Annotated in this window: 13 protein-coding genes; 4 read left to right on the top strand and 9 right to left on the bottom strand. The window is 66.9% G+C overall.

Annotated features, from left to right (window positions below):
• Positions 1-55 precede the first annotated feature (55 nt).
• From ACQPW1_RS17990 to ACQPW1_RS17955, 8 genes are all read right to left on the bottom strand, one after another.
• Positions 56-1,021 carry a hypothetical protein gene (locus ACQPW1_RS17990; RefSeq protein ID WP_433663829.1) on the bottom strand — a complete coding sequence of 322 codons (966 nt, stop codon included), beginning with the start codon at positions 1,019-1,021 and terminating at the stop codon, positions 56-58.
• Positions 1,021-2,241, bottom strand: a complete 1,221-nt coding sequence (locus tag ACQPW1_RS17985) for a hypothetical protein (protein ID WP_433663828.1) — start codon at positions 2,239-2,241, stop codon at positions 1,021-1,023. Before ACQPW1_RS17985 ends, ACQPW1_RS17990 begins: the two co-directional genes overlap by 1 nt.
• Complete coding sequence (locus ACQPW1_RS17980) at positions 2,241-2,927, bottom strand: hypothetical protein (protein WP_433663827.1); 687 nt, start codon at positions 2,925-2,927, stop codon at positions 2,241-2,243. The genes ACQPW1_RS17985 and ACQPW1_RS17980 overlap by 1 nt, the downstream gene beginning before the upstream one ends.
• Complete coding sequence (locus ACQPW1_RS17975) at positions 2,924-4,126, bottom strand: ATP-grasp domain-containing protein (RefSeq protein WP_433663826.1); 1,203 nt, start codon at positions 4,124-4,126, stop codon at positions 2,924-2,926. The genes ACQPW1_RS17980 and ACQPW1_RS17975 overlap by 4 nt, the downstream gene beginning before the upstream one ends.
• Positions 4,123-5,085 (bottom strand): glycosyltransferase family 2 protein, encoded by a 963-nt coding sequence (locus ACQPW1_RS17970; protein ID WP_433663825.1) that lies wholly within the window; start codon positions 5,083-5,085, stop codon positions 4,123-4,125. The genes ACQPW1_RS17975 and ACQPW1_RS17970 overlap by 4 nt, the downstream gene beginning before the upstream one ends.
• Complete coding sequence (locus ACQPW1_RS17965) at positions 5,082-5,720, bottom strand: NAD-dependent epimerase/dehydratase family protein (RefSeq protein ID WP_433663824.1); 639 nt, start codon at positions 5,718-5,720, stop codon at positions 5,082-5,084. The genes ACQPW1_RS17970 and ACQPW1_RS17965 overlap by 4 nt, the downstream gene beginning before the upstream one ends.
• Before the next feature lie 12 nt (positions 5,721-5,732).
• Positions 5,733-6,035, bottom strand: a complete 303-nt coding sequence (locus tag ACQPW1_RS17960) for an NAD-dependent epimerase/dehydratase family protein (RefSeq protein WP_433663823.1) — start codon at positions 6,033-6,035, stop codon at positions 5,733-5,735.
• Positions 6,036-6,240: 205 nt separating this feature from the next.
• A complete protein-coding gene (locus ACQPW1_RS17955) occupies positions 6,241-7,863 on the bottom strand; it encodes an acyl-CoA synthetase (RefSeq protein WP_433663822.1) in 1,623 nt (540 codons plus the stop codon).
• Positions 7,864-7,989: 126 nt separating this feature from the next.
• On the opposite strand from ACQPW1_RS17955, the gene ACQPW1_RS17950 reads away from it, so the two are divergent.
• Positions 7,990-8,439 carry a nitroreductase family deazaflavin-dependent oxidoreductase gene (locus tag ACQPW1_RS17950; RefSeq protein ID WP_433663821.1) on the top strand — a complete coding sequence of 150 codons (450 nt, stop codon included), beginning with the start codon at positions 7,990-7,992 and terminating at the stop codon, positions 8,437-8,439.
• A gap of 10 nt (positions 8,440-8,449) precedes the next feature.
• Here ACQPW1_RS17950 and ACQPW1_RS17945 read toward each other — a convergent pair whose 3' ends face one another.
• The gene (locus ACQPW1_RS17945) at positions 8,450-8,731 is read right to left on the bottom strand and encodes a hypothetical protein (RefSeq protein ID WP_433663820.1); all 282 of its coding nucleotides are present in this window, start codon (positions 8,729-8,731) and stop codon (positions 8,450-8,452) included.
• Positions 8,732-8,966: 235 nt separating this feature from the next.
• Here ACQPW1_RS17945 and ACQPW1_RS17940 point away from each other — a divergent pair, with 235 nt between their 5' ends.
• From ACQPW1_RS17940 to ACQPW1_RS17930, 3 genes are read left to right on the top strand one after another with little or no spacing between them, the layout of a single operon-like run.
• Positions 8,967-9,821, top strand: a complete 855-nt coding sequence (locus ACQPW1_RS17940; RefSeq protein ID WP_433663819.1) for a tryptophan 2,3-dioxygenase — start codon at positions 8,967-8,969, stop codon at positions 9,819-9,821.
• A gap of 4 nt (positions 9,822-9,825) precedes the next feature.
• Positions 9,826-11,061 (top strand): kynureninase, encoded by a 1,236-nt coding sequence (locus ACQPW1_RS17935; RefSeq protein WP_433663818.1) that lies wholly within the window; start codon positions 9,826-9,828, stop codon positions 11,059-11,061.
• Positions 11,042-11,911, top strand: coding sequence for a PaaX family transcriptional regulator (locus ACQPW1_RS17930; RefSeq protein WP_433663817.1), 870 nt, complete (start codon positions 11,042-11,044; stop codon positions 11,909-11,911). Before ACQPW1_RS17935 ends, ACQPW1_RS17930 begins: the two co-directional genes overlap by 20 nt.
• Positions 11,912-12,030: the final 119 nt, after the last annotated feature.

Raw genomic sequence — 12,030 nt, 5'->3', positions numbered from 1 at the left:
GCCGAGTTACCGGCGGGAATGGCCATTCGGCGCGGCAACGTCGAATTCAAGGTGTTTACCAGGCCACGGCGACGGCGTAGCGCGGCACCAATCGACAGCCGAGTCGTTCTTTGACGTCGGGTAACCCTTTGCCCCAGATGAGGCCGTGCTTCCCCTCGGACACCGCCCATCCGACGGTCCGCCGGAACGCGTCGAAGTACAGGTGCTTCCGGCCGCCCTCTTCTACCGGCAGTGCACCCCAGCGGTGCACCAGCGGCCAGGTCGGGTGATCGAGAATGGTAAACGCCGCCAACAGATTTCGATCGGCATCGTGGTAATGCATCGTCAGCACCTCGGGTCGAGACAGCAGCCGGTACAGCCATTCGTCGGGCATGCGCGGCGCCCGCCCCAGCCCGTCGTACTTCTCCTCGGTGCGGCGGAACAGGCCGATGAGTTGATCGGCATCGAGGGCGCTGACCGGTCCGCTACCTGCGATCAAGTCTTGGTCGCGAGACAACCACCGGGCCTCCGCGCGCAGGCTCCTGCGGCGATTCGACGACAGCGTGCTCAGCCACCCTGCCTCGTCCGGCCATTCGATCGGCAGCACGGCGGTCGGATTCACCTCCCTGGTGATCCGGATGCCGCCGAGGCCGTCGGCTTGGTCGCGGTCGAGTTCGCGCCACAGCGTGCCGAGCACCGCGTGCCGGAATCGGGCCCGCAGTCCGCGGGCGAGCACGCCGAACAGCTCGGTCTGCCGGGCCGGATCCGCCACCCACCAGCCTGGTTGTCCGGTGCTGCCCGGCGCGGCGACGTTCGCGACACCGAGGGACCAGCGCGCCGCCGCCAGCGCGACGATGGCATCCCCCTCGTGCACGACGGCTATGCCGAGTGGGCCTGCGACCGCCAGCACCTCCCAGGCCCACGTCGCGCGCAGTCCGGCCAACCGGCGCAACGCCTCCCACCACGGCGGTTCAGGGTCGCGGTGGGGGTCGAGGAGGTCGATGCGCCTGCGCATCGATGTGACCGCGCGAATGTCCGTCATCACGCCTTCTGTGTTGTACGAGAGTTGATCCCGAGCCGCGGCAACGTCGACGCCGCGAGCACGGCGTAGGACGCGACCAGCACCCAGAGCGCCGCGGGTGGTCCGTGCGCGGGCACCAGCAGCGCGGCGAGCACCACGACCGCACCGAATTGCGTTACGGCACTGACGGCCGCGACGTTCAGCTCACGGCGCCCCGAGTTCTCCAGGATGAACAACGCGAGACTGACCACCGCGTGGATGGGGATCTCGAAGCAAAGCAGCAGCACCACAAGCACACTCGCGGACAGCTGCCCGGCCACCGCGACAACGAGGCCGCAGCCGAGTGCCCCGGCGAGCAACGCCACGACCAACAGCCGACGGGCGATATCGATCCCGGCCTGTCCGCCCGCACCGCGCAGCCGCAACGAGGACACCGGCTGGTAGATCCGCAGCAGGTACAGCGTGCACGATCCGACGACACTCGAAACCAGCAGCGCCAGATAGAGAGTGGTGCTGCTGTCTCGCTGATCACTGAGGGCGAGCACCGCGTACAGCACGCCGACTGCCGCGCTGCCCAGCGGCTCGTACAGCCCGAGCTTCAGTTCGGAACGCACGATCGCGGCGGTGACTCCACGCCGCGGGCGAGTCCTTAGCGACGCGATGGGCGCCGCGCCCCTGGCCGACCAAGCGGCCATGGCAAGGGTGATAACAGCCAGAAATGCCAACTGTCCTTCAGGCGAAAGTCCGCCGACCGCAGCAACGACCACCGACGCCGCGAGCAGAACGGCGAGTAGCAGGAAACCTCGACTGTCCCGCGCGGGCCGCCCTGCGGCGCGGTGGACCGAGACGATGACCGTCATCAGACCGACTCCCGCGCTCCAGGCCGCCGCCAGCGGGTAGACCACTGCCGCCGATCCGACCGTCGCGACCACCATGAGCACGGCGATCACCAGCGGAACAGCCGACGTGAGCAACGCGGTTCGCACCACCGCCCCGGCCGTATGCGGTAGCCGCGGTACCAGTTTCAGCACCGCCTTCTCCGGCCCCGAGCTGAGCAGCGCGATCCAGGCCGTCGCGCCGACCGCGCTCGCATACACCGCGAAGACGTCGGCACCCCAAATCGCCAGCAGCGCAAGCGCTATGCCGTGATAGGCAATACGGAACCCGCCGCGACCGACGACGAGCGACACCACGCTTCGGACCGCGGGCAAGGTCGGCATCGCGGCGGGAGTCGACACCATCAGCGCGTCCGAGCAGCCGCCCGCTGCCGGACACTGACCGTTCGTTGCCGCACGGTCCCGGAACGTCGCCGGATACCACCACCGATCCGGTGCCAGAAACGATCCGGCAGGAACAGGATCAGCGCGGCCAACAGCAGATGCACGACGATGAACGCCAACGCCTCGTTCCGGCTGGCGACGTGACCTAGCCGCACCGTCATGTGATCGGCCCAATCCCAGCGGTCGGCGAGCGGCTTACCGCGCAACAACTGGAACGCGAGATCCTCGATACCCGAGAGCATTACGAGGATGCCCGCGTAACTGACCCGGCGCGTGGCGGCGGGTATCGCGCCGCCGAGCCGGAGCATCAGCGCCAGGCACAGGATCAGCAGCGGGACCAGTATCCGCATCCAGGAGTACAGCCGGTTGAAATCGTCGTCGAGGGCGGCGGCGAAGATCTTCGGCACCAGGAAGCAGAACACGACGAGAAACGCACCGAGCGCACAGATTTCGACGAGACGGCCACGCCGGAACCAGTACGGTTGCAGGCTCGCGATGGTCTCGGCGGCCAGGATGAACGGGATCAGCGAGGCCAGCAGCGTCCAGACATTCTCGATGCTGTGCTGGCGGCCGGAGACCCACCACACGATGCCCGCCGCGACGACCGCCAGGGTCGCCAGCACCGCGGTGCGGACCGCGGGCCTCATGCCGCACCACTCAGGTCGAAGCGCAGCGTGGCGCGTATTGCGTCGGCGGCAGCGGCGGCCTGGTCGGGCCGGTCGGCGACAACAACGAAGTGCCCCAGCTTGTTTGCCGCATTGTGGTACGGAAGTACTTCTTGTCCGGCGCTCGCGAACAGGATCAGCTCCACCAGTTCCGGGACCGTCGCGGCAACGTCGGCGCCGACCACCTCGGTGACCACGCCGGGCTGCTCGGTGTAGAGAACCTCGGATATCGCTGCCCGCAATCGAGTCGGGGTGACGTCGGCCGGGTCGCCGGTCGCTGCGGCGATCGATGCCGCGACCGTATCGACGCCGTACGCATACCGGACCAGTTCGCCGAGGCCGTTGCCGCCCACCCGAGCTCCCATCTCTATCAGGTGCATTCGGCCTGCGGGATCGATCAACAGGTCGATCGTCAGCGGGCCGCGTAGATAGCCCAGCTCGGCGACCACGCCATTCAGCAATTCGGTCAGCTCCAGTTCCTGTTCGGGGGCAAGGTCGGCGGGCACTCGATGCGCGGTGGTCACGAAGTAGGGCGCTGGGGTCATCGTCCGCGCGCTCACCCCGACGAAGGCGATCTGGCCGTGTTCGACGAACGCCTCTGCGCTGTAATGCTTTCCGACGAGCTGCTCTTCCACTATCACGCCTCCGTCGCTGGCGAATCGCGCCGCCTCCCGCGCCGCCACCGCGACCTCGGACGCATCGGCGCATACCTGGATTCCGCGGCTGCTCTGCGCATCCAGGGGTTTCACCAACACCGGAAACCGCAGTGCCACAGCGCGAAGTGCGAGTTCGCGGTCGGCGGAACCGGCGACATAGCCGTAGCCCGCGAAACCCAACCGGTGACACACCGCACGGAAGAACGACTTGTCCTGGGAAGCACGGACCGCCGACGCGGCGGGCGGATCGGGCAGCAGCCACCGCTGAGCCAGCCATCGTTGGGCAGGGAGCCCGGTGTCACTGGCAGGTGAAAGCACACCGGCGATATCGGTGCGCCCGTCGAGTTCCTTCGCGATGAGCTGCGGATCGCGAATGCTGGCGAGCACGAACTCGTCGACCAGCGGTCGCGCCACGGCATCACCACGCCGGTCGACACAGATTGTGCGATAGCCGAGTTCGCGGGCGCGGAGGTAGGTGGACGCCGAACCGTCCGCGCCGCCGAGGATCACCAAGGTGCCCGTCATCGCGCGCCTCCACCGACCGTGACCCGCTCCAGCTGAAGCCGGTCGGCATCATCGATCGTCAGATCGGATTCGCGCACGTAGTACAGCGCGCGACCGTCTCGGCTCGAAGCCATCACCGAATAGCGCAGCAGCAGCGCCATTGTCGGCAGCACCGCCAACTGCGTGAACAGCAGCGCCGTCACGCCCGCCGCAGTCCCGATCACGCCTAACAGCGCCACCGCCAGAATCGATACAATCACGCCTGCGCACAACAACAGCGCGGCTCCAGTCGCCAGCGCGGTCGAATGCCCGACGTACAGATCGAGTGCGTGCCGAGCCAGCCGGACAACCGTAAACTTGGACGATCCCGCCCGCCGCGCCTGATGCGCGGTCCGAACGGTGACGTATCGATCGGTCACCGCAGGCAGCGAGGCCATGAAATACGGTGCTGGACGGCGCAATTCGACGATCCGACGAGCAACTCCGGTACGCACCAGCCGGAACGTGGTAGCACCGGGCGGCAACTCGATACCGAGCGCCCGCCGCGCGATCAGGTCCGACATCGTCGATCCCCAACGCCGCAGCAGCGGGTCGTCGCGCTGATCACGCACCCCGAAGACCGCGTCCACTCGATCCGACGCCGCCGCGATCAACTTGTGCGCCTCGCTCGGATGGCCTTGCAGGTCCGCGTCCACATGCAGCACCCACGGTTTCGTCGCGTACTTGTAGCCCGCCGAGAAGGCCGCTTCGAAGCCGAAGTTCCGCGCGAACGAGATGTAGTGCACCCGTTCGTCCTTCGCGGCGATTCCGGTCACCAGCGACAGCGTCGAGTCGGTGCTTCCGTCATCGACGAACAGGACCTCGACGTCGTGCTCGCCGAGTTCACCGACGATCGCCTGATGCGCCGCAACAACATTGACTTCCTCGTCCCGACACGGGACGACAACGGTAACGCTGAACATCGCGAGCGATGCCGTCACGCCGTGGCCGTCTCGCACGGCTCCGGCGCGACCCAGTGGGTGCCGCGCGTTTCGATGAACCATTCGATCGTGCGGCGCATGCCGTCGTCGAGCGGCAGCAGCGATTCGGGGTCGATGCCGATGGCGGGCAACGTCATCGGATCGGCCCGCACCGTGGCTCCGGGGATCTCGCCGGGCCGCATCGGCAGGTCGACGATCGGCACCCGCTCGTAGCCGCGCGCGACGCACTGGTCGATGATCAGTTCGGCGACCGATCGGATCGATTGCGACTCGGCCGGACCCACCTCCATCACCGCATCCGGCACGACGCCCCCCTCGGCCGATTCCAAGGCCGAAACCAGCACGCGCGCAACGTCACCCACCCACACCATGTCGGAGAGCTGAACGCCGCCACCATAGCGTTCCACCGGAAGTCCGGACAGCGCGCGGCAGATCACCGCCGGAGTGAACTTGCGGACCTTGCCCTCGCCGAACGGCGCCGCCGCGGTCTGCCGAGGCCCATAGGCATTGACCACCCGGACATTGGTGACGCGCGTGCCGCGGTAGGCGTTGAACATGTGCACGAACCGCTCGACCGCGGTCTTCGAGATCGAGTAGCTGTTGTTCATCCAGTGATTGCCGACGCAGATGTACACGCCGGGCAGCTCCTACTGCGCCACCGCCTCCAAAAAGTTCAGTCCGCCAACGAGATTCGTCTCCGCTGCGGGGCGGGGCTGCCTGATCGTCTCCTGCGTGCCGAGTACGGCGGCGAGGTGGATTATCCCGTCGCAGTGCGCGGCGAGTTCGGTCATCGAGGTCGAGTCACGGATGTCGCCCAGCATGACCTCGTACGGCTGCGGGCGCGCGTGACGTCGATGGTCGAAGATCACCGGCTCGTGGTTGCGGCGCACCAGTTCCTCACAAACATAGGAGCCGATGAACCCGGACCCGCCCGTGACGCCAACCTTCATTCTGTTGTACCACCTTGCGCTATCTATCCGGCCAACCGCCGGTGGTGCCGACAGAATGGCCACGTGTGACCACATCGTCCGGATGTTGTCCCGATCCGCGCAGCCGCGGATACCCGCGCGCGGTGATGTGCGACACAGCCTAGAGAGCGCCGAAAGCCGCCGAAAGCCATAGTTTTCGGGGGCCGTCGGCTTCGACGAGAGGCGGTCAGCGCGGCGAGCGCACCTGCTCGGGATGCTCGGCGACGTGCTTCTTGGCCGCCGGATAGTTGGCCTTGCCGCTCGGCTGCCGCATCACTTCGTCGACGATCCAGTAGCCGCGCGGCGCTTTGTAGCCCGCGATCTTGGTGCGCACGTGCGCGTCGAGCTCGGCCAGATCGAGGCGAATTCCCTTGCGCGGCGCGATAATGGCGGCCACCGATGCGCCGAACCGCTCATCCTCGACGCCGATCACCAGCGCGTCGAACACCTCGGGAGACGACTTCAGCGCGCCCTCGACCTCCTCCGGATAGACCTTCTCGCCACCGGTATTGATGCACTCCGAGCCGCGACCGAGCAGCGTGACGGTGCCGTCCGCCTCGTAGCGGGCGTAGTCACCGGGCACCACGTAGCGGGTGCCGTCGATCTCGACGAAGATCGTCTTGGTCTTCTCCGGGTCCTTGTAATAACCGATCGGCACGTGACCGCGCCGCGCGATCCGGCCGACCGCGCCGGGCCTCGGCTCGATCAGTGCGCCGCCCTCATCGATCAGCGCGGCCTGGGCGTTGAACTTCACCCGTGGTCCCTGCGTGTGGTCGGAGTCCTTGGTGACAACCGCCAGGCCGGTGCCGCCGCTCTCCGAGGAGCCGATCACGTCGGTGATGAACAGATTCGGGAGCAGCTCGAGGTACTGCTGCTTGATCGAATGCGAGAACAGCGCCGCATTACTGCTCAACGCCCACATCGACGACACGTCGTACTGCTGCTCTCGGAAGGCGTCCAGCAATGGCCGCGCCATCGCGTCGCCGGCCACGGCGAGCACGTTGACCTTGTGCTTTTCCACCGCCCGCCACACCTCGTGCGCGTCGAACTTCGGCACGAAAACCACTGTGCCGCCGGAGTTCAGCGCGATGAACGCCGCCCACTGCGCCGCACCGTGGATCAGTGGCGACAGCGGTGCCATGACGATGCCGGCCGGCCCGGACTTCGCCCCTTCGGCCAATTCCCACTCGTCGGCGACATACTCGCCGGTGACGTGGTTGATGCCGCCGCCGAGGGTGCGCCACACGTCCTCGTGTCGCCACATCACGCCCTTCGGGAAACCGGTGGTGCCGCCGGTGTACAGCAGGTAGAGGTCGTCGGAGCTGCGCGGCGCGAAGTCGCGCACCGCCGCCTCGCCGGTCAGCGCCGTCTCGTATTCGGTGCCGCCGTAACGGTGAAAGTCCAGGTCGGAGCCGTCCTCTACGACGATGACGTCGGTGAGCAACGGGGTGTGCGGCAGCACCTCGGCGACCACGTCGGCGTAGGCGCGTTCGTGGATCAAGGCCTTCAAGTCCGCGTTGTCGGCGACGTAGCGGACCTCCTCGGCGACGTAGCGATAGTTCACACAGACCACCGCCGCACGCAGTTTGTAGGTCGCGAACATCGCCTCCAGCGCCTCGATGGAGTTACGCGAATACACCCCGACGTGATCGCCCTTCCCGATCCCCCGCGTGGCCAGGTGATGCGCCAGCCGGTTGGCGCGTTCGTCCAGCTCACGGTAGGTGACCTGACGGTCCCCGCAGATGATGGCGATGCGGTCGGGCACCGCGTCCACCGCGTGTTCGAGAAGGTCAGCGACGTTGAAAGCCATGACAGTAAAACTAGAACTGGTTCTAGTCTTGGACAATGGCACCGCCCCCGCACCGGCCGATGTTGGCAGCTTCCTGCCACGAACAGCCCGAATGCCGTACACCGCAACGCGATCTACGCTGGTGACATGTCGATTCAGAGTCAGCTCGAACGAATCTTTTTGGGCCTCAACGCATCCCTGTACCGGGTCAGCGGCGGCAAGCTCGGCGGCAAGATGGGGCAAGCGCCGATCCTGCTGCTCAACACCGTCGGGCGCAAGTCGGGTCAGCGGCGCACCTCGCCGCTGCTGTATCGGCAGGATGGTGACCGCTACCTGGTGGCGGGGTCGCATCGCGGTGCCGAGACGCACCCCGCCTGGGTACTGAACCTGCGCGCCAACCCCGATGCGGACGTCGAGATCGGCAAGACGACCATCGCGGTCACCGCCACCGAGATTCCGGCCGCCGAGCGGGACGCCGCGTGGGACGCCGCGTGGGACGCCGCGTGGGCCGAGCTCGACGCCATGTATGCCGGTTACGCCGATTACCGCACCAAGACCGATCGGACGATCCCCATCTTCGCGCTCACGCCGCGCTGAACCGCGCCTGTCACACGGGGGTCGGCATGATCCTGATCCGCGCCGATTCCGCGCCGGAGAGCATGCCGAGCTCGGCAGAGCGGACGCCGAGTTGGAAACGCGTCGCGACGCCGAGGCTGGCCATCGCCTCGGCGACGTATCTGCGGTAGGTGCGCAACGAGACCGAGAGTTTGCGGGCCGCGGCTTCATCCTTCAATCCCGCGTTCATCGCATTGACGACGGCGACCGTCAAAGCATCGAATTCGTGGTTGTCCCAGCGAACCGGATCCGAGACCTTCTGGCCGTCGAGCATGTCCCCTCCATGGCGTCGCGCTTCCCAAAGTATTGGGATACACCGACAACGTCGACCGTAGGCATGCAAATCCCACTGACCAGACATCTGGGGATCCCCATCCCGCTCGCACCGGGCAGCATCGCCCCAGCTGAGCCCGGTGTGACACTTGCTCATCTATGACACATATCTAGCGTGCGTCACGATATTGACATACCGTGTGGTCAAGGGCAGCACCCAACTGATGGGGACTCACATGACCGTCGAGCACAACACCCGCGCACTCGAAACCGACATCGTCACCGACTTCAGCTCACGTCTGAGCTACGGCGGCTACCTCGACCTGACCACCCTGCTCAGCGCGCAGCATCCGGTCAGCAGGCCCGAGCATCACGATGAGCTGCTGTTCATCATCCAGCACCAGACCACCGAGCTCTGGCTCAAACTGGTCCTGCACGAGACACGGGCGGCACGTGCGGCTTTCGAGGCCGACGACATCGGTGTCGCGCTCAAATGCATTGCGCGCGTGAAGCACATCCAGAAGACGCTCACCGAGCAGTGGTCGGTGCTCGCGACCCTGACGCCCACCGAGTACGCCCAGTTCCGCGAGGTGCTCGGCAACTCGTCGGGCTTCCAGTCGTATCAATACCGTGCCGTCGAATTCATTCTCGGCAACAAGAACGCCTCGATGCTGCGGGTCTTCGAAGCAGATCCGGTCGCGCACAAAGAGTTGGACACGCTGCTGCACGAACCCAGCCTGTACGACGCGTTCTGGCAGCATGCCGCGCGCGCCGGACTCGACGTGCCGCGTTCGACGCTGGATCGGGACGTAACGAAGTCCTACGTCCTCGATCCCGATCTACTTCCCCTCGTGAAGTCCATTTACGAAGCCCCGGAAGAGCATTGGTCGTTCTACGAGACCTTCGAAGAGCTGGTCGACCTCGAGGAGAACTTCCAGCTGTGGCGGTTCCGGCACATGCGCACGGTGCTGCGCACCATCGGCACGAAGCGCGGCACCGGCGGCTCCAGCGGCGTCGGCTTCCTGCAGCGCGCGCTCGACCTCACCTTCTTCCCTGAACTGTTCGCGGTACGCACCGAGATCGGACGCTGACGACATGACCACCGCACCGCTCGACTTCGCCACGCGCGCAAAGGCTCTCGACGAATCCGACCCGCTGCGCGACTATCCGAGCCGTTTCCTCGGCAGCGACGACCCGGAGATCGTCGCCTACCTCGACGGCAATTCGCTCGGCCGACCCACCCGCGCGACCGCCGAACGCCTCGCCGCCTTCGTCACCGACGCGTGGGGCGGCCGGCTCATCCGCGGCTGGGACGAACAGTGGTTCGACCTGCCGCTGACGATCGGCGACCGGATCGGCGCGTCGATCCTCGGCGCCGCCGCCGGGCAGACCACGGTCGGCGACTCGACCACCGTGCTGCTGTACAAGATCGCCCGCGGCGCCCTCGCGCTGCGGCCCGGTCGCACCGAGATCGTGCTGGACCGGGACAACTTCCCCACCGACCGCTACCTGCTGGAGTCGATCGCGCGTGAGCTCGGCCTGACGCTGCGGTGGATCGAGCCGGAGTTCACCGGTGGCGTCACCGCCCAGGACGTGGCCGACGCCGTCTCCGACCGCACCGCGCTGGTGGTGCTCAGCCACGTCGCCTACCGGTCCGGGTACCTGCTCGACGCTCCCGCCATCTGCGCCACCGCCCACGAGGCCGGTGCCATGCTGCTGCTCGACCTGTGCCATTCGGCGGGCGCGGTCGAGATCGAACTCGATTCCTGGGCAGTCGATTTCGCGGTCGGCTGCACCTACAAGTATCTGAACGGCGGCCCCGGTGCGCCCGCGTTCGGCTACGTCCGCGCCGAGCACCTCGGCGACTTCACGCAGCCGATCTGGGGCTGGATGGGTCGTGAGAGCCCGTTCGAGATGGCGCAGGGATACGTTCCGGCGCAGGGGATCCGGCGGGTGATCAGCGGCACGCCCGCGATCATCGGCATGCTGCCGATCCAGGACACCCTCGACCTGATCGAGGAGGTCGGCATGGCGGCCGTACGGGCGAAGTCGGTCGCACTCACCGAGTTCGCGCTCGAACTCGTGCGGACCTGGCTGCTGCCGCTCGGCGTTGCGGTATCGTCGCCCATCGCCCCGGCCCGCCGTGGTGGCCACGTGACGATCGACCACCCCCAGTTCAAGGAGATCACCGCGCGACTCTGGCAACGTGGCGTCATCCCCGATTTCCGCCCGCCCCATGGCATCCGGATCGGACTGAGCCCACTCAGCACCACCTACGCCGAGGTGCTGGCGGGGGTGGCGGCGATCCGCGATGAACTCACCGCGCGCTGACCTCGCGGGGGCCGTCCTCGACGATATCGATTCACGGCCGGGCAGCGCGACCTCGCTCGCCCGGACCGTGCTCGGCGCGTACGTCCGCGACCTGGGTGGCTGGATCGCCATCGCCGACTTCAGCGGATTGCTGGCCGGACTCGGCGTGCCGGAACAGAGCACCCGGACGGCGGTCACCCGACTGAAGAGCAAAGGCGTGCTCGACGCCGAATCCCGCGGCGGGCGCAGCGGATACCGCGTCACCGACGCCGCCGAGGCGATGTACTCGCGCGGCGACCCGCGCATCTTCGGCTTCCGGCAGATGACCGACGGCGATGCCTGGCATCTGATCTCGTTCGGCATTCCCGAATCCCAGCGCGCCGCCCGACATCAGCTGCGCCGCAGGCTGTCCTCGATCGGCTGCGGCACCGTCTCCGCGGGCCTGTGGATCTGCCCGGAGTATCTGGCGGCGGAGGCATCCGCGATCGTGTCGGCGCTGGAACTCGACGAGTACGTGACGTCCTTTCGCGCAACGGAACTCACGGTCCCCGGCTCCTGGCAGGAGGCGGCGGCGCAATGGTGGGATCTGCCCGCCCTCGCCGATCGGCACCGCGCGTTCCTCGATCACCACAGCGACATCCTCACGCTCGAAAACCTCACCGACCAACAGGCATTCGATCGCTTCGCCCCGTTGCTCGACGAGTGGCGCATCATCCCCTATCTCGATCCCGGTCTCCCCGAGGAGATGCTGCCTACCGACTGGCCGGGACTGGATAGTGTGCGTCTCTTCGCCGACGCGCAACGCCGTTGTCTGGAGCCGAGCCGCCGCTGGGCGCGGACCAGCGTCGGCACCGCGATAAACGTAGGATGATAATCCTCTGAATTCGAAATCTCTTGGCACTCAATGCCGTAAAGTGTGGCTCCGCGCCGGGCGACCGGGCTGAGCACGCGCGCGAACGACTGTCTTCGCATCGGTGGTGAACCCAATGG

This window comes from Nocardia sp. CA-128927 (genome assembly GCF_050955855.1).
Lineage (GTDB): Bacteria > Actinomycetota > Actinomycetes > Mycobacteriales > Mycobacteriaceae > Nocardia.
This window is presented reverse-complemented; position numbering and strand designations above follow the sequence as displayed.

Excerpts from the sequence above, each read along its gene's own strand:
- ACQPW1_RS17940 (WP_433663819.1), top strand. The coding sequence starts at position 8,967 with ATGACCGTCGAGCACAACACCCGCGCACTCGAAACCGACATCGTCACC.
- ACQPW1_RS17950 (WP_433663821.1), top strand. The coding sequence starts at position 7,990 with ATGTCGATTCAGAGTCAGCTCGAACGAATCTTTTTGGGCCTCAACGCA.
- ACQPW1_RS17990 (WP_433663829.1), bottom strand. The coding sequence starts at position 1,021 with ATGACGGACATTCGCGCGGTCACATCGATGCGCAGGCGCATCGACCTC.
- ACQPW1_RS17980 (WP_433663827.1), bottom strand. The coding sequence starts at position 2,927 with ATGAGGCCCGCGGTCCGCACCGCGGTGCTGGCGACCCTGGCGGTCGTC.
- ACQPW1_RS17955 (WP_433663822.1), bottom strand. The coding sequence starts at position 7,863 with ATGGCTTTCAACGTCGCTGACCTTCTCGAACACGCGGTGGACGCGGTG.
- ACQPW1_RS17975 (WP_433663826.1), bottom strand. The coding sequence starts at position 4,126 with ATGACGGGCACCTTGGTGATCCTCGGCGGCGCGGACGGTTCGGCGTCC.
- ACQPW1_RS17960 (WP_433663823.1), bottom strand. The coding sequence starts at position 6,035 with ATGAAGGTTGGCGTCACGGGCGGGTCCGGGTTCATCGGCTCCTATGTT.
- ACQPW1_RS17935 (WP_433663818.1), top strand. The coding sequence starts at position 9,826 with ATGACCACCGCACCGCTCGACTTCGCCACGCGCGCAAAGGCTCTCGAC.
- ACQPW1_RS17985 (WP_433663828.1), bottom strand. The coding sequence starts at position 2,241 with ATGGTGTCGACTCCCGCCGCGATGCCGACCTTGCCCGCGGTCCGAAGC.
- ACQPW1_RS17930 (WP_433663817.1), top strand. The coding sequence starts at position 11,042 with ATGAACTCACCGCGCGCTGACCTCGCGGGGGCCGTCCTCGACGATATC.
- ACQPW1_RS17945 (WP_433663820.1), bottom strand. The coding sequence starts at position 8,731 with ATGCTCGACGGCCAGAAGGTCTCGGATCCGGTTCGCTGGGACAACCAC.